Source organism: Rhodococcus sp. 14C212 (assembly GCF_011058195.1).
GTDB lineage: Bacteria > Actinomycetota > Actinomycetes > Mycobacteriales > Mycobacteriaceae > Rhodococcus > Rhodococcus aetherivorans.
This window is the reverse complement of record NZ_JAALEH010000058.1, coordinates 19,200-34,683: the sequence shown is the minus strand read 5'-3', so window position 1 is coordinate 34,683 and position 15,484 is coordinate 19,200. Positions and strand designations below refer to the sequence as shown.

The window sequence follows — 15,484 nt, the reverse complement described above, 5'->3', positions numbered from 1 at the left end:
GTTCCGGGGCCCGTGACGTCGGCGGCGTCGCAGGGCTGTCATCGGATGATCCGGGAGCAGGAGGCGCGGCTGGTGGGCACCGCGCGCGAAGTGGTCGAGGAGATCGGCCCGATGGGCGTGAGCGACGACGGCGACGGGCGGTGGGCGCGTGCCCTCGACGGGCTCTCGGGCGACATGGCGGCCGTGTACGAGGCGCTGCCGGCGGTGGGCGAGGTGTCGGTGCGGCAGCTGTCGGAGGCGTCGGGGCTGCTCGTGGAGCGGGTGCGGGCGGCGTTGCCGCTGCTCGAGCTGGAGGGACACGTGCAGCGGGAGGGGGCCGGATGGTCGCGCAGCGCGTGACGGTCAGGGCTGCTCGTGCCCGCGCAACTCCTCGGCTTTGGACAGGAGGGGCTTGTAGTACTTGTCGCCGAGCACCTTCGTCACCTGGGCGGCGAGCTCGGTCTCCCCGGTCTGGAGCAGGATGTACTCGAGTTCGGCCAGCTGTGCGCCGATCGTCTCGCGCCGTCGGTCCGTCTCCTCGAGGGCGCCGACCAGGCTGGTCAGGTACTGAGACGTGACGGTGTTCATCGTTTCTCGCATACGGCAACGATGGCGGAATTCCGTCGCGATTTCGGCGGATCGGGCGATTCCGGTGGTGCCACATCGAAGCGGTGCCGTGGCTGCGGAGGAAAGGGCACGCGTAGGCTGCAACAGTTAGGTAAGCCTGAGCAAATACGGAGGTGGGCGTGGCCCCGAAGACCCCGCGATCGACGACCCTGACGGTGACGGGCAGTGAACGCCTGACCCCGCACCTGGTGCGGGTCCACCTCGGTGGTCCCGGATTCGACGAGTTCGAACCCGGCCCGCACACCGACTCGTACGTCAAACTCGAACTGGAGGCCGGCGGGGAAACCGTTCTGCGCACGTACACGGTGCGGGCCGTGGACCCGCGGGCCGGGCAGATCGCGATCGACTTCGTGGTCCACGGCGATCACGGTGTCGCCGGGCCCTGGGCGGCGTCCGTGCGGCCGGGGCAGACCGTCGTGGTCCGCGGGCCGGGTGGCGCCTACCGTCCCGATCCGGAGGCCGACTGGCACCTGCTCGCCGGTGACGACACCGCGATACCGGCCGTCGCCGCGGCGCTCGAAGCCCTGGCGCCGGGCGCGCTGGGCCGGGTGTTCCTCGAGGTCACCGGCGCCGACGACGAACTCGACCTCGCGGCGCCCCCCGGCGTCGAGGTCACCTGGCTGCACCGCGGTTCCGACGCCGGCGCCGTCGGGCCGGACCTCTCCGGCGCGCACGCGCCGCTCGTCTCCGCGGTGACCGGCGCCGAGTGGCTTCCGGGAGACCCGCACGTGTTCATCCACGGCGAGGCGGAGACCGTCATGCACCACCTGCGGCCGTACATCCGCAAGACCCGCGGGGTTCCGGCGGCACGCGCGTCGATCTCCGGGTACTGGCGGCGCGGCCGCAGCGAGGAGGGCTTCCGGGAGTGGAAGCGCGAACTCGCGACGGTCGAGGCGCGGTAAGGGTGCTCAGGCGCGCTCACCGGTGAGCGTGAGCAGCGCGGTCATGGACAGCGCGGCCGAGATCGCTATCGCCAGCGCCATCGGCAGCGCGGTGTCCTCCCCGCCGAGCCCGACCAGCGGCGACACCAGGGCGGCCAGGCCGAACTGGGACGCGCCCATGACCGCGGAACCGGTGCCCGCGGCCTTCGGTACCTGTCCCTGCGCCAGCGCCGTCGCGTTGCCCATGACGAAGCCCAGGCTGGAGACGACGAGGAACAGCAGCGGCAGCACCAACCAGCGGTTCGTGTCGGCCAGCAGGACCGCGAGCACCAGCAGCAGCCCGGCGGTCAGCATCTGGGTTACGCCGTAGCGCAACAGATCCCGCACCTCGAAGCGGCCGATGAGCCGGGTGTTGACGATGTTGCCTGCGACGAGGCCCACCGAGTTGACGGCGAAGATCAGGGAGAACTGTCCCGGCGTCATGCCCAGGACCTCCTGGACCACGAACGGCGACGCGGAGATGTACGAGAACATGGCGCCGAAACCGAGCGCGAACGTCGCGGCATAGCCCACGAACCGCCGGTTACCGATCACCGTGCCGAAGTTGCGGGCGAGCGCCGCGAGGCCCCCGCTGTGACGTCGCTCGGGCGGCAGGGTCTCCGGGACGACCGTGAGCACGGCGACGATCATCAGCACGGCCAGGCCCGTCAGGACCCAGAAGATGCCGCGCCAGCCGATGGGCCCCAGGAGGACGCCGCCGAGCAGGGGCGCGACGATCGGTGCCACACCGCCGATGATCATCATGACGCTGAACAGGCGGGCGGCCTCGTTGCCGCGGGCGCGGTCCGCGATCACCGCGCGCGCCAACACGATTCCCGTGCCGCCGCTGAAGCCCTGGATCAACCGGGCCGCGATGAGCACCTCCACCGTCGGTGCCGTCGCGCACAGGGCGCTGCTCAGGGCCAGGACAACGGTGCCCGCCAGCAGCAGACGACGCCGGCCCCACCCGTCGGAGAGCGGGCCCACGATCAGCTGCCCGACGCCGAGGCCGGCCATGAAGGTGGTGAGGGTGAGCTGGATACCGACCGTGCTGGTGCCGAGGCTCTCCGACATGACCGGCAGGCCGGGCAGATACATGTCGGTGGCCAGAGGCGCGGTGGCGGAGAGCAATGCCAGGCCGAACAGCATCGGCAACGGGATCGTTTTGCTCACGAACGAACCTTAGTGTGCCCTCGATCGGCGTGTTCGGTTGCGTGGGCGGTGCCCACGGCGCACGGTGACCGCCATGGACACCGCGCTGCCCCTGCCCCTCGCCGTGCACCTCGAGGAGTTCGTCGAGCACCTCGACCTGCAGGGCGGCCGATCGGCCCACACCATCCGCGCGTACACCACCGACATCCGCACCCTCCTCGCTCACCTCGGGGCCGGCCACCCGGATGCGCGGATCGCCGACCTCACCCTCGAGGTGCTCCGCTCCTGGCTCGCAGGCCAGGTGGCGAGTGGCGCCGCCCGCACGACCCTGGCGCGGCGCACCTCGTCCGCCCGCACCTTCTGCGCGTGGCTGGTTCGCACGGGCCGGCTCGACCACGATCCCGCCGCGCGGCTGGCATCGGCCCGGACCCATCGCACTCTCCCGCCGGTACTGCGTGCCGACCAGGCATGCGAGGTGATGACCGCCGCGGAAGCCGGTGCGCGCGAGATGGAGCCGGTGGCGCTGCGGGATCGGCTCGTGCTGGAACTGTTGTATGCGACGGGTATCCGGGTCGGTGAGCTGTGCGGACTCGACGTCGACGACGTCGACACCGAGCGCAGGGCGCTGCGCGTCCTCGGCAAGGGCAACCGGGAACGAACCGTGCCGTACGGGGCGCCCGCGGCCGCCGCGCTCGACGCGTGGCTGCGCAGCGGGCGGCCCGCCCTGGCGCGCCCGGATTCCGGGCCCGCCCTGCTGCTCGGCAAACGCGGCGGCCGGTTGGGCCCGCGCCAGGTCCGAACCGTGGTCCACGAGACCGTGGCCGCCGTACCCGGCGCGCCGGATCTCGCACCGCACGGGCTGCGGCACAGCGCCGCAACACACCTGCTCGAGGGGGGCGCCGACCTGCGGGTGGTGCAGGAGCTGCTGGGGCACTCGAGCCTGGCGACGACCCAGCTCTACACCCATGTCTCGGTAGCACGACTGCGTGCGGCGCACGAACAGGCGCATCCGCGGGCGTGACCTGCACGCGGCGACGGCCGCTGTGACCTGCACGCGGCGACGGCCGCGGCGCGGTTTGGTACGGTCGCCGCCGCATCTGCTGTGCAATCCGGGGGGATCCGTGGCATACGACGAGTCGACGCACGCTCTGCCTGCCTGGCTTCGGGACGGGCCGACGCCCGACCCGGCGCCGACCGGTCGCCGGGGCAGGCGACGGGGGAGCGACCGGACGGTCGCGGCGCATGTCGAGCCCGAGCCGCCCGTGCTGCCGCCCGCGGCGGCCGAGCCGCCCGTGCTGCCGCCCGCGGCGGCCGAGCCGGTGCGCCTCCCGGCTCCGGTGCCGTCGGTTCCCTTCGGCATGTCACCGCGACGCCGTCCCGACTCCGTGCCCGAACCGCCGGTCGCCGCATCGCCGGTTCCCGAATCGCCGGTCGTCGAACCCGCGATCCCGGAACCGGCGGCCACCGATCCCGCAACGACCGAGCCGTCGGTGACGGGGTCGGTGGTCGCCGAACCACCAGTAGCCGAAGCCGCGGCCACCGCGCCGGCAACCGTCGACGGTCCGGAAGAGGCCGTGCCGCCGAGTGATCCGGCGGGGCGTCGCCCCGCCGAGCCCGTGCCGGTGTCGCCGGAGTCCGGCCCGGAACCCGAAGAGATACCCCCGCCGATGTCGGAAGACAATGCGGCGCAGCCTTGTTCGATCGCATCCGAGTCGTCCCGAGAGTTCTCGTCGGACCCCGACGCACCGGGGCCTCGGCCGTCGAACCTGGACCTGACCTCCGGTGCGCTCGTCCGGCGGTCCCGTCGCTCCCCGGTGACCGGCTGGCGGCGCAGCGTGCACCGGCTCACCGGGGGGATCCTCGCACCCGGCGAATCGGCTGACGAGGCACACAGGCGTGAGCTCGTCGACCGAATCCGGCAGCCGATCAGTGGCGACTACCGGATCGCAGTGCTCTCCCTCAAGGGCGGTGTCGGCAAGACGACGACCACCGTCGGCCTTGGCGCCACGTTCGCCTCGTTGCGGGGGGACTGCGTGGTCGCGGTCGACGCGAATCCCGACTTCGGCACGCTCGCACAGCGGGTGCCGCAACAGACCGAGTCCACGGTGCGCGACCTGCTCGCCGCGGCCCCGCGGATCTCCCGCTACTCCGACGTCCGTGCGCACACTTCCCAGGCACCGAGTCGCCTCGAGGTGCTTGCGAGTGAACGCGACCCGGCCGTGTCGGAAGCGTTCAGCGAGGACGACTACCGCCGGGTCGTCGAGATCCTGCGGGTGTATTACAACGTCGTCCTCACCGACTGCGGCACGGGCATCATGCATTCGGCCATGCGTGGTGTGCTCGCCCTCGCCCACGCTCTCGTGCTGGTCGCGTCCCCGGCGATCGACGGCGCCCGGAGCGCCGCGGCGACCCTCGACTGGCTGCAGCACCACGGGTTCGGGGCGCTCGTCGAACGCACCGTCGTGGTGATCAGCGCCGCCCGGCCCGGGGGCACCAACATCGACATGGAGGCGGTCACGGGACACTTCCTCGCGCGGTGCCGGGCCGTGCAGGTGGTGCCGTTCGACGAGCACCTCGCCGAGGGGGCCGAGATCGACCTCGGCCTGCTCCGCCCGGCCACCCGCCGGGCCTTCCTCGAGCTTGCCGCCATGGTCGCCGACGACTTTGCGACGGTGTCGGGGCGTCACGCCGCCGGCCGTCGCGCGGAGCGGAGCGGAGCCGCGACCTGACCGGCCGTCGCGCGGAGCGGAGCGGAGCCGCGACCTGATCGGCCGTCGCGCGGAGCGGAGCGGCGGTCTACGGGACACCGGCTCGAGACGGATCACCGACCGCACGAGCGGCACGGGGTCGAGGTAGTCGTCGCGGTCCCGGCGCAGACCCCAGTGCAGACATGCCGCGGCGGCGCAGCCCTCGTGGCCCGGCTCGAGGGTGCCGAGCGGATCACCCCGTTCCACGCGCCGGCCGGCCGTTACCGTCGCGGTCACGGGCTCGTAGGTGGTGCGCAGCCCGCCGGCGTGCTCCACCGAGACGACGGGTTTGCCGGCGACGGTCCCGGCGAACACCACCACGCCGGCACCGGCCGCGAGCACCGGCTGACCGGGCCGGCCGGTGAGATCGGCGCCGCGGTGTCCGGGAAGCCAGTCGTGCTCGGGGCCGTCGAAGGGGCGGGCCACGGTCGGCCGTGGATGCAGCGGCCAACCGAACTCGCGGGCGGCGGCCGCGGCGGGAACCGAACCCGCGAGCGCGGTGAGCGCGGTCAGGACGGCGATCCCGGCGATCTTCATCCGCCCAGCGTGCCGGGCCGCGCCGGCGTGCGACAGGGCCTCGTCGACATTGTGGACAACCACCCGATCCATCCACAGATCGGCCGAACCGGCCTGTTGATCAGGCAGTTGTGGTTCCCGCCGTACGAGGCCGTACACTGTTCGAGCGGTCTGTGTTCGCAGATCGACTTCGCGCGTCCGCGCGCTGATCGCCGCCCGGTGTGCCGGGCGCCATCGGAAAATGGCCGTCGGCCGGTCCCGCAAGGGTCCGACGGGCATGCGGACGCCAGGGCGGGGATCACCCGATCTCCCGCGGCAACCGAACCGAAAGAGAGAACAGCCATGGCTGTCGTAACAATGAAGCAGCTGCTCGACAGCGGCGCCCACTTCGGCCACCAGACCCGTCGCTGGAACCCGAAGATGAAGCGGTTCATCTTCACCGACCGCAACGGCATCTACATCATCGACCTGCAGCAGACCCTGACGTACATCGACAAGGCGTACGAGTTCATCAAGGAGACGGTCGCCCACGGTGGCACCGTGCTGTTCGTCGGCACCAAGAAGCAGGCGCAGGAATCCATCGCGGAAGAGGCCACCCGGGTCGGGATGCCCTACGTGAACCAGCGCTGGCTCGGCGGCATGCTCACCAACTTCTCCACCGTCCACAAGCGCCTGCAGCGCCTGAAGGAGCTGGAGTCGATGGAGCAGACCGGTGGCTTCGAGGGGCGCACCAAGAAGGAAATTCTCATGCTCACGCGTGAGAAGACCAAGCTCGAGCGCACCCTCGGCGGCATCCGCGACATGGCCAAGGTGCCGTCGGCGATCTGGGTCGTCGACACCAACAAGGAGCACATCGCCGTCGGCGAGGCCCGCAAGCTGAACATCCCGGTCGTCGCGATCCTCGACACCAACTGCGATCCCGATGTCGTGGACTACCCGATCCCGGGCAACGACGACGCGATCCGTTCGGCCGCGCTGCTGACCAAGGTCGTCGCCTCCGCCGTCGCCGAGGGCGTGCAGGCCCGTGCCGGCCAGAGCGCCGACAAGGACGCCAAGCCGGAGTCCGGTGCCGGCGAGCCGCTCGCCGAGTGGGAGCAGGAGCTGCTCGCGCAGGCCACCCCCGCCGCCGAGGCCGAGGCTCCGGCCGCCGAGGCCGAGGCTCCCGCCGCCGAGGCGGCGCCCTCCGCCGAAGCCTGATCCGATGCGCGGCCCCGACCGGTAGATCCTGAGATCATGGTCGGGGCCGTCGCACGCGACCGCGCCGCATCAGTGCACCCGCACGCGACCGAGCCGCACCAGAGAAACTCCCGCGCGAGCACCCATCGCGCACAACAGACACAGGAGGCTCGCTTCCCATGGCGAACTACACCGCCGCCGACGTCAAGCGTCTGCGTGAGCTCACCGGCTCCGGAATGCTGGCGTGCAAGAACGCGCTCGCCGACAACGACGGCGACTTCGACAAGGCCGTCGAGCAGCTGCGCATCAAGGGCGCCAAGGACGTGGGCAAGCGCGCCGAGCGCTCCACCGCCGAGGGCCTGGTCGCCGCGAAGAACGGCGTGCTCATCGAACTCAACTCCGAGACCGACTTCGTCGCCAAGAACGACGAGTTCCAGGCTCTCGCCGAGAAGATCGTCACCGCTGCGGCCGAGGCCAAGCCTGCCGACCTCGAGGCCCTCAAAGCCGTCGAGGTGGACGGCAAGACCGTCGACACCCTGGTGCAGGAGCTCTCCGCCAAGATCGGCGAGAAGCTCGAACTGCGCCGCCTCGCCGTCTTCGACGGCCCCGTCGCCGTGTACCTGCACAAGCGTGCGTCCGACCTGCCGCCGGCCGTCGGCGTGCTCGTCGAGTACTCCGGTGAGGGCGACGCCGCCGCCGAGGCCGCCCGTGCCGCCGCGATGCAGGTCGCCGCGCTGAAGGCGAAGTACCTCACCCGCGACGAGGTCCCGGCCGACACGGTCGAGAACGAGCGCCGCATCGCGGAGGAGACCGCCAAGAACGAGGGCAAGCCGGAGGCCGCCCTGCCGAAGATCGTCGAGGGCCGTCTCAACGGCTTCTTCAAGGACGTCGTGCTGCTCGAGCAGGCCTCGGTGACGGACTCGAAGAAGACCGTCAAGGCGCTGCTCGACGACGCCGGTGCCACCGTCTCGCGCTTCGTGCGTTTCGAGGTCGGCGCCAGCTAGATCTTTCGTTTCCTCGACCCCGTCGGCGCTCGCCGGCGGGGTCGAGGCGCGTCGGCGGCTCGATATCCGGGCCGATCGGACACTCGCGCCCCCGTCTCGGTTCCACGGGGTCGGATGAGGCAGGATGAAAGGGCCGATCCACCGCTCGACCCGAGGAGAACCATGTCCGAACACGCCCAGGAACGTCCCGGTTTCCGTCGGGTGCTGCTCAAGCTCGGTGGGGAGATGTTCGGCGGGGGCAAGGTCGGTCTCGACCCGGACGTGGTGACGACCGTGGCCGAGGAGATCGCCGAGGTCGTGCGCTCCGGGGTGGAGGTGGCTGTGGTCATCGGCGGCGGCAACTTCTTCCGCGGCGCGGAACTGCAGCAGCGCGGCCTCGACCGCGCCCGCTCCGACTACATGGGCATGCTCGGCACGGTGATGAACTCTCTTGCGCTGCAGGACTTCCTGGAGAAGCAGGGCGTGGACACCCGGGTCCAGACCGCCATCACGATGGGGCAGGTCGCCGAGCCGTACCTGCCGCTGCGGGCCCGCCGGCACCTCGAGAAGGGCCGCGTGGTGATCTTCGGCGCCGGCATGGGCATGCCTTACTTCTCCACCGACACCACCGCCGCGCAGCGCGCCCTCGAAATCGGCGCCGAGGTGGTCCTGATGGCCAAGGCCGTCGACGGTGTCTACTCGGCCGATCCGCGGATCGATCCCGACGCGACCCTGTTCACCGAGATCACCCACCGTGAGGTCATCGAGAAGGGGCTCAAGGTGGCGGACGCGACCGCCTTCAGCCTCTGCATGGACAACGACATGCCGATCATGGTCTTCAACCTGCTCACCGAGGGGAATATCGCTCGGGCCGTCGCCGGTGAGAAGATCGGAACACTCGTACGGTCATGAACGGACAACGGAACATGGAGGAACTGCCGTGATCGATGAAGCTCTCTTCGAGGCCGAGGAGAAGATGGAGAAGGCCGTCACGGTGGCCAAGGACGATCTCGGATCCATCCGCACCGGCCGCGCGAATCCCGGCATGTTCTCCAGGATCGTCGTCGACTACTACGGTGCGCCCACCCCGGTCACGCAGATGGCCAGCATCAACGTCGCCGAGGCGCGCATGGTGGTCGTCAAGCCCTACGAGGCATCGCAGCTCGGTCCGATCGAGACCGCGATCCGCAACTCCGACCTGGGCGTCAATCCGACCAACGACGGGTCCCTGATCCGCATCTCCATCCCGCAGCTCACCGAGGAACGCAGGCGCGAGCTGGTCAAGCAGGCCAAGGCCAAGGGCGAGGACGCCAAGGTGTCCGTGCGCAACGTGCGACGCAAGGCGATGGAGGAGCTGCACCGCATCCAGAAGGACGGCGAGGCCGGCGAGGACGACGTCACCCGCGCGGAGAAGGAACTCGACAAGACCACGGCGAAGTACGTGGCGCAGATCGACGAACTGGTCAAGCACAAGGAAGCCGAGTTGCTGGAGGTTTAACCGTGGGTACAGCCGCCGGGTCGCCCGACCCGCAGCTCCCCTTGGGCGTCACCGACGCCGACTCGGCGGCCGAGGCCGCGAAGGCGGAGACCGAGGTCCCGCCGGTGCGGCCCGATCCCACCCCCACCGCGGAGCCGGCGAAGAAGTCCTCCCGGGCGGGCCGGAATCTGCCCGCGGCCGTGGGCGTCGGTGCCGGTCTCGGCGCCCTCGTCATCGTGGTGCTCGCGTTCGCCCCCAAGGCGTGGCTACTCGTCGTCGCGGTGGCCATCGCGATCGCCACGTGGGAGGTCACCAAGCGCCTGCGTGAGGCGGACGTCCTGGTTCCCCGGATCCCGCTCCTGGTCGGGGGGCAGGCGATGATCTGGCTCGGCTGGCCCTACGGCACCACCGGTGTGCTCGGCGCCTTCGCCGGCACCACGGTCGTGTCGATGCTGTGGCGGTTGTTCGACCGTGGACTGCGCGGCCGGCCCCGCAACTACCTGCGCGACACCGCGGTCACCGTCTTCACCGCGGCGTGGGTGCCGTTTCTCGCGTCGTTCGCGACGCTGATGGTCCTCGACGACGACGGTGCCGCCCGCGTGTTCTGCCTGATGCTCGTGTGCGTCGCGTCCGACATCGGCGGGTACGCGTCCGGGGTGCTGTTCGGCAAGCACCCGATGGCACCCGCGATCAGCCCGAAGAAGTCCTGGGAGGGTTTCGGTGGCTCGGTCCTCGCCTGCACCGTCACCGGAATCCTCACGGTGACCCTGCTGCTCGACGCCGCCTGGTGGATCGGTGCGCTCCTCGGCGTCGTGCTCGCCGCCACGGCGACGGCGAGCGACCTGATCGAGTCGCAGGTCAAGCGGGATCTCGGCATCAAGGACATGGGCACCCTGCTGCCCGGCCACGGCGGCATCATGGACCGGCTGGACTCCATCCTGCCGTCCGCGTTCGTCACCTGGCTCGTCCTCGGCGCCTTCGTCTAGGCCGGTGGCGAGGAGACAGCGGTCCGACGCGCACGGGGTGGTCCCCAGCCCCAACATCTGGCACTGGCCGGAGGTCTACGAGGAAGAGAACCGTGCCCAGGACGTCCACGGGGTTGTGTACGCGGCGCTGCGCGAGGCGTGCGACTGGGCCGGTCGCGACGTCGTCGACGTGGGCTGCGGCACCGGCTTCCACCTGCCGATGTTCGCCGCCACCGCGCGCACCGTGACCGGCATCGAACCGCACCCGCCGCTGGTGGAGCTGGCCCGCCGACGGGTGCGGGACCGGCCGGGCGTCCGGGTGGAGGCCGGTTCGGCCGAGCAGTTGCCGCTTCCGGACGGCGCCGTCGACGTCGTGCACGCGCGCACCGCCTACTTCTTCGGGCCCGGGTGCGGGGCGGGCATCGCCGAGGCCATGCGCGTGCTGCGGCCCGGCGGCGCGCTCGCGATCGTCGATCTCGACGCAACCGCCCATCCGTACGGCGAATGGATGCGGGCGGACCTGCCACACTACGACCCGGCGGCGGTGGAGGCGTTCTTCGCCGCCCAGGGCTTCGACCTGCGCCGGATCGACACCGAATGGCGCTTCCCGGACCGGGTCACCCTCGAGCGCGTACTCGGCATCGAGTTCGGCCCGCGCGTCGCCGAACGTGCGGCGCACGGCACCCCGGGCACCACCCTCACGGTGCGCTACCGGCTGCACGTGCGCCGCAAGCCCCAGGGCCTGGAGATCCCCTGAGCATGCGGCGCGTGCCGCGGACCTAGCGGTGGTGGTGGGTGCCGCGGATGCGGAACACCCGGGCCAGTTCGCTGATCCTCTTCGCCTTCGCCAGGCGGGGCAGGTCGCTGCCGTCGCGCACCCCGCGGCCGTCCTCGCCGAGCGTGTCGATCACCTCGCGTGCCCAGCCGACCTCGTCGGAGCTGGGGCTGAGGGCGGCGTTGACGGACGGAGCCCGCGCCGGAGTCATGCACAGCTTGCCGGTCATTCCCATCGAGGCGGTCAGCTTCGCCTCCCGCTCGAGGACCTCGGGGTCGTCGGTCAGCGACGGCCCGTCGACGGGACCGGGCAGGCGGGCCGCCCTGCTCGACACCACCAGGCGGGAACGCGGGTAGGCCATGGCGAGGGGGGAGTCGTCCATCCCGGTGTCGCGGCGGAAGTCGCCGCTGCCGAACGCCAGCCGGAAGGTACCGTCGGCGCGGGCGATCTCGGGTGTGGCCTCGAGGCCGACCGCCGATTCGATGAGGACGAGGATGCGGGTGCCGGCCGGGAGCTGAGCGGCCGTGGCGTCCACCTGCTGGCCGCTCTCGGTCTTGGCGAGCATCACGCCCTGCAGGCCGGGCACCCCGGCGAGGGCGGCGAGATCGTCGGCCCAGTGCACAGTGGTGGCGTCGTTGATCCGCACCCAGGCACGGCCACCACCGCGCAGCCATTCGACGACGTCACCGCGCGCGTCGGCCTTACCGGCCGCCGGTACGGCGTCCTCGAGGTCGAGGATCACGGCGTCGGCCGGGGATGCGGCGGCCGCGGCGAACCGCTCCGGGGCGTTGCCCGGAACGAGCAGCCAGGATCGGGCGAGCTCGGGTGCGACGGTGGCGGAGGCGGGGGCATCCAGGTGGGCGGTCACGTCAGGCTCCTCGGGTGAAGGTCTTGACTCCAGGGTGCCCTGTTGTCGCCGCCTTGGGGAAATTGGGTGCGTTGTGTTCGTCACCCCGCGGCGTTGTTGTGCGGTCTCAGCGCCGCTTCGCGGCGCGTTTGATCTGCAGGATCCGCACGCCGCCCGCCAGCGCCATGACGAGGGCCCCGGCGATGGCCGACAGGAGCACGCTCACCCCGAGCGGCAGGGTGAACTCCCAGGCGAACAGTTCCATGGTGACCGGGTCGAGGTTCTGCAGGATGAACACGAGCAGCAGGATCAGTACCAGAACGCCGATGACCAGGCCGGTCCACGTGGAGGCCGCCCGGCTGCGGTCGAGGGGAATCTCCGGTGCCGGACGGACGTTGGACTCGGGCGTGGCCTTGGTCGCCCCCTGAGGCTCGAGCTGACCCCGGACCGGAAGGTCCGGTGGCGGTTCGGGGAGATCCGCAGGGCGTTCGGTCATGGCTCGATCATCTCGCTCCGGCCGCCGGTGCACACCGCATTCGGCGAGGAAAACCGGCGTTGCCGCCCTGATGGATAATGGTTCATTATGCCCTCCTCTCTTCCCCTGGTTTTCGACGCGCCCAAACGCGGCATGCCGCCGCGCCACCTCGCCGATCTCGATGCCGAGCAGCGCCGCGAGGCCGTGCGTGAACTCGGCCTGCCGGCCTTCCGCGCCGATCAGCTGGCCCGGCACTACTACGGGCGCCTCGAAGCCGATCCGGAGAAGATGACGGATCTGCCTGCGAAGGTGCGCGAGCAGGTCGGGGCCGTGTTCTTTCCCGCGTTGCTGACCCCGGTCAAGCACGTGGCCTGCGACGGCGGTGAGACCCGCAAGACGCTGTGGCGCGCCGGGGACGGCACTCTCCTCGAGAGCGTGCTCATGCGCTACCCCGACCGTGCCACGCTGTGCATCTCGAGCCAGGCCGGCTGCGGTATGGCCTGCCCGTTCTGCGCGACGGGCCAGGGCGGCCTGAACCGGAACCTGTCGACCGCCGAGATCGTCGATCAGGTGCGCGCCGCGGCCGCGGCCCTGCGCGACGGTGACGTCGCCGGGGGACCGGGCCGGCTGTCCAACGTGGTGTTCATGGGCATGGGGGAGCCGCTGGCGAACTACAAGCGTGTGGTGGCCGCCGTGCGACGCATCACCGCACCGCCCCCGGAGGGACTGGGCCTGTCGCAGCGGTCGGTCACCGTCTCCACCGTCGGCCTCGCTCCGGCCATCCGCCGGCTGGCCGACGAGGACCTGAGCGTGACCCTCGCCGTGTCGCTGCACACCCCGGACGACGAACTGCGCGACACGCTGGTGCCGGTCAACAACCGCTGGCCCGTCGCCGAGGTGCTCGACGCCGCGCGCTACTACGCCGACCGGACCGGTCGCCGCGTCTCCGTCGAGTACGCCCTGATCCGCGACGTCAACGACCAGCCGTGGCGGGCGGACATGCTGGGCAAGAAGCTGCACAAGGCGCTCGGCCCGCTGGTGCACGTGAACCTGATCCCGCTCAATCCGACGCCGGGCAGCGAATGGGACGCCAGCCCGAAGCCGGTCGAGCGCGAATTCGTCCGTCGCGTCCAGGCGCAGGGGGTTTCGTGCACCGTGCGGGACACCCGGGGCCAGGAGATCGCGGCGGCCTGCGGTCAGCTCGCCGCCGAGAACTGAGCGCCACCCCGCGCGACGCGAAGGGCCCGCCCGGTTCGTCCGGACGGGCCCTTCGACGCTGCTGCGGGGGCGCGGCTACCGCCGGCGCCGGTGCCGGACGATGTCGCGCACCAGGATGGCGACGAGCGCCGCGGCGAAGCCGATCAGGAACCAGTTCTCCACGTTGCCGTTGTGGTTGCCGATGATCATCGCCAGCAGGAACAGTGCGACGAGCCAGCCCATGACGCGGAACAGGCGGGGGGCTTCGCCACTCCAACCCCACTCCGCCGACGGCACCTCGGCCGTGTCGACGCCAGTGGTCTTCAACTCGGTACCGGCCACCGCTTGTCCTCCTGCTCGCAAAGATCTTCGCTGTTGGGCCAATCGTGACATACGACCGTCCGTCGTACGAAGTGGGGGCGCTCTCGCGCGCGCCGCACGGGGGATTCAGCATCCCCTCAGGACGGTCGGGAACAATGTCGGCGTGGTCGACTCGCAACCCAGCTCCCGCACCCGTGTCCTGCTGCTCGGCAGCACCGGCTCCATCGGCACCCAGGCTCTCGAGGTGATCGCCGCCAACCCCGACCGGTTCGAGGTGGTCGGTCTCGCCGCCGGGGGCGGCAACATCGATCTGCTCGCCGAGCAGATCCACGTCACCGGTGTCGCCGAGGTGGCCGTCGCGAACGCGCAGGCCGCCGCGCGGCTCGACGTCCCGGGTCTGCAGGTGCGCAGCGGGCCCGACGCGGTCACGCGGCTGGTGCGCGACGTCGAGGCCGACGTGGTGCTCAACGCCCTGGTCGGGTCCCTCGGCCTGGAGCCGACGCTGGCCGCACTGGCGACGGGCGCGCGCCTGGCGCTGGCCAACAAGGAATCGCTCGTCGCCGGCGGCGCGCTGGTCACCGCGGCCGCGGCCCCGGGTCAGATCGTGCCGGTCGACTCGGAGCACTCGGCGCTGGCCCAGTGCCTGCGCGGCGGCAGCCCCGACGAGGTGGCCCGGCTCGTGCTCACCGCCTCGGGTGGTCCGTTCCGCGGTTGGACGGCCGAGCGGCTCGAGTCGGTCACCCCCGAGCAGGCCGGCGCCCATCCCACCTGGTCGATGGGCCCGATGAACACCCTGAACTCGGCGACGCTGGTGAACAAGGGTCTGGAGTTGATCGAGACGCACCTGCTGTTCGGCATCGGTTACGACCGGATCGACGTCACCGTGCACCCGCAGTCGATCGTGCACTCCATGGTCACCTTCACCGACGGCTCCACCCTGGCCCAGGCGTCCCCGCCGTCGATGAAGCTGCCCATCGCGCTCGCGCTGGGCTGGCCGCACCGGATCGCGGACGCGGCGCCGGCCCTCGACTTCGCGACCGCCTCGACCTGGGAGTTCGAACCGGTGGCGCACGAGGTGTTCCCCGCCATCGAACTGGCGCGGGCCGCCGGGGTGGGCGGCGGATGCCTGACCGCGGTCTACAACGCCGCCAACGAGGTGGCCGCGGAGGCATTCCTCGCCGGCGCCCTGCCGTTCCCGGGGATCGTGCGCACGGTGGCGGCGGTCCTGTCCGACGCCGACGGCTGGTCCGCGGCACCCGCTACCGTGGAAGATGTGCTCGCCGCCGACGGCTGGGCTCGGGACCGAGCCCGCGCGCTCGTGAAGTAG

The 15,484-nt window shown here is 71.2% G+C and carries 16 protein-coding genes and 2 pseudogenes; 12 read left to right on the top strand and 6 right to left on the bottom strand.

Annotated features, from left to right (window positions below; genetic code table 11):
* Positions 1-339: pseudogene (locus G6038_RS21250) on the top strand (DNA processing protein DprA); the annotation flags it as partial.
* A gap of 3 nt (positions 340-342) precedes the next feature.
* Here the strand turns inward: G6038_RS21250 and G6038_RS21245 are convergent.
* The gene (locus G6038_RS21245) at positions 343-579 is read right to left on the bottom strand and encodes a hypothetical protein (protein ID WP_240918625.1); all 237 of its coding nucleotides are present in this window, start codon (positions 577-579) and stop codon (positions 343-345) included.
* A gap of 146 nt (positions 580-725) precedes the next feature.
* Here G6038_RS21245 and G6038_RS21240 point away from each other — a divergent pair, with 146 nt between their 5' ends.
* Positions 726-1,508, top strand: coding sequence for a siderophore-interacting protein (locus G6038_RS21240; protein ID WP_165039747.1), 783 nt, complete (start codon positions 726-728; stop codon positions 1,506-1,508).
* 6 nt (positions 1,509-1,514) lie between these two features.
* On the opposite strand, the gene G6038_RS21235 is transcribed toward G6038_RS21240, so the two are convergent.
* Positions 1,515-2,675: a multidrug effflux MFS transporter gene (locus tag G6038_RS21235; protein WP_165039753.1), complete on the bottom strand. Its 1,161-nt coding sequence runs from the start codon at positions 2,673-2,675 to the stop codon at positions 1,515-1,517.
* 97 nt (positions 2,676-2,772) lie between these two features.
* On the opposite strand from G6038_RS21235, the gene G6038_RS21230 reads away from it, so the two are divergent.
* Positions 2,773-3,699 carry a tyrosine recombinase XerC gene (locus G6038_RS21230; RefSeq protein WP_165039746.1) on the top strand — a complete coding sequence of 309 codons (927 nt, stop codon included), beginning with the start codon at positions 2,773-2,775 and terminating at the stop codon, positions 3,697-3,699.
* Between the two features lie 271 nt (positions 3,700-3,970).
* Positions 3,971-5,407: an AAA family ATPase gene (locus tag G6038_RS21225; protein WP_165039752.1), complete on the top strand. Its 1,437-nt coding sequence runs from the start codon at positions 3,971-3,973 to the stop codon at positions 5,405-5,407.
* 75 nt (positions 5,408-5,482) lie between these two features.
* Here G6038_RS21225 and G6038_RS21220 read toward each other — a convergent pair.
* Positions 5,483-5,962, bottom strand: a pseudogene (locus G6038_RS21220) (M23 family metallopeptidase); the annotation flags it as partial.
* A gap of 321 nt (positions 5,963-6,283) precedes the next feature.
* Here G6038_RS21220 and rpsB point away from each other — a divergent pair.
* The 6 genes from rpsB to G6038_RS21190 all read left to right on the top strand — a co-directional run bounded on the left by rpsB (position 6,284) and on the right by G6038_RS21190 (position 11,299).
* Complete coding sequence (rpsB, locus tag G6038_RS21215) at positions 6,284-7,138, top strand: 30S ribosomal protein S2 (RefSeq protein ID WP_165039745.1); 855 nt, start codon at positions 6,284-6,286, stop codon at positions 7,136-7,138.
* Positions 7,139-7,296: 158 nt separating this feature from the next.
* Positions 7,297-8,121 carry a translation elongation factor Ts gene (tsf, locus tag G6038_RS21210; protein WP_165039744.1) on the top strand — a complete coding sequence of 275 codons (825 nt, stop codon included), beginning with the start codon at positions 7,297-7,299 and terminating at the stop codon, positions 8,119-8,121.
* 162 nt (positions 8,122-8,283) lie between these two features.
* Positions 8,284-9,012: a UMP kinase gene (gene pyrH, locus G6038_RS21205; protein ID WP_006937445.1), complete on the top strand. Its 729-nt coding sequence runs from the start codon at positions 8,284-8,286 to the stop codon at positions 9,010-9,012.
* 28 nt (positions 9,013-9,040) lie between these two features.
* Positions 9,041-9,598 carry a ribosome recycling factor gene (frr, locus tag G6038_RS21200; protein WP_100056791.1) on the top strand — a complete coding sequence of 186 codons (558 nt, stop codon included), beginning with the start codon at positions 9,041-9,043 and terminating at the stop codon, positions 9,596-9,598.
* 2 nt (positions 9,599-9,600) lie between these two features.
* The gene (locus G6038_RS21195; RefSeq protein WP_165039743.1) at positions 9,601-10,563 is read left to right on the top strand and encodes a phosphatidate cytidylyltransferase; all 963 of its coding nucleotides are present in this window, start codon (positions 9,601-9,603) and stop codon (positions 10,561-10,563) included.
* Between the two features lie 37 nt (positions 10,564-10,600).
* Positions 10,601-11,299 carry a class I SAM-dependent methyltransferase gene (locus tag G6038_RS21190; protein WP_165039751.1) on the top strand — a complete coding sequence of 233 codons (699 nt, stop codon included), beginning with the start codon at positions 10,601-10,603 and terminating at the stop codon, positions 11,297-11,299.
* A 22-nt stretch (positions 11,300-11,321) separates the two neighbouring features.
* Here the strand turns inward: G6038_RS21190 and G6038_RS21185 are convergent, their stop codons facing one another.
* The gene (locus tag G6038_RS21185) at positions 11,322-12,185 is read right to left on the bottom strand and encodes a CoA ester lyase (protein ID WP_346772877.1); all 864 of its coding nucleotides are present in this window, start codon (positions 12,183-12,185) and stop codon (positions 11,322-11,324) included.
* Between the two features lie 106 nt (positions 12,186-12,291).
* Positions 12,292-12,660, bottom strand: coding sequence for a lipopolysaccharide assembly protein LapA domain-containing protein (locus G6038_RS21180; RefSeq protein WP_165039742.1), 369 nt, complete (start codon positions 12,658-12,660; stop codon positions 12,292-12,294).
* Positions 12,661-12,747: 87 nt separating this feature from the next.
* Here G6038_RS21180 and rlmN point away from each other — a divergent pair, with 87 nt between their 5' ends.
* Positions 12,748-13,857: a 23S rRNA (adenine(2503)-C(2))-methyltransferase RlmN gene (rlmN, locus tag G6038_RS21175; RefSeq protein ID WP_165039741.1), complete on the top strand. Its 1,110-nt coding sequence runs from the start codon at positions 12,748-12,750 to the stop codon at positions 13,855-13,857.
* A gap of 75 nt (positions 13,858-13,932) precedes the next feature.
* Here the strand turns inward: rlmN and G6038_RS21170 are convergent, their stop codons facing one another.
* On the bottom strand, positions 13,933-14,178 hold the full coding sequence (locus G6038_RS21170) for a DUF2631 domain-containing protein (protein ID WP_165039740.1): 246 nt from the start codon (positions 14,176-14,178) through the stop codon (positions 13,933-13,935).
* Between the two features lie 142 nt (positions 14,179-14,320).
* On the opposite strand from G6038_RS21170, the gene dxr reads away from it, so the two are divergent.
* Entirely contained in the window at positions 14,321-15,484 is a 1,164-nt protein-coding gene (dxr, locus tag G6038_RS21165) for a 1-deoxy-D-xylulose-5-phosphate reductoisomerase (RefSeq protein ID WP_165039739.1), read from the top strand.

What these genes read in the sequence shown, in the direction of transcription:
- G6038_RS21245 (WP_240918625.1), bottom strand. Translation starts at nt 579, where the DNA reads ATGCGAGAAACGATGAACACCGTCACGTCTCAGTACCTGACCAGCCTG.
- G6038_RS21235 (WP_165039753.1), bottom strand. Translation starts at nt 2,675, where the DNA reads ATGCTGTTCGGCCTGGCATTGCTCTCCGCCACCGCGCCTCTGGCCACC.
- G6038_RS21230 (WP_165039746.1), top strand. Translation starts at nt 2,773, where the DNA reads ATGGACACCGCGCTGCCCCTGCCCCTCGCCGTGCACCTCGAGGAGTTC.
- rpsB (WP_165039745.1), top strand. Translation starts at nt 6,284, where the DNA reads ATGGCTGTCGTAACAATGAAGCAGCTGCTCGACAGCGGCGCCCACTTC.
- tsf (WP_165039744.1), top strand. Translation starts at nt 7,297, where the DNA reads ATGGCGAACTACACCGCCGCCGACGTCAAGCGTCTGCGTGAGCTCACC.
- pyrH (WP_006937445.1), top strand. Translation starts at nt 8,284, where the DNA reads ATGTCCGAACACGCCCAGGAACGTCCCGGTTTCCGTCGGGTGCTGCTC.
- G6038_RS21180 (WP_165039742.1), bottom strand. Translation starts at nt 12,660, where the DNA reads ATGACCGAACGCCCTGCGGATCTCCCCGAACCGCCACCGGACCTTCCG.
- rlmN (WP_165039741.1), top strand. Translation starts at nt 12,748, where the DNA reads ATGCCCTCCTCTCTTCCCCTGGTTTTCGACGCGCCCAAACGCGGCATG.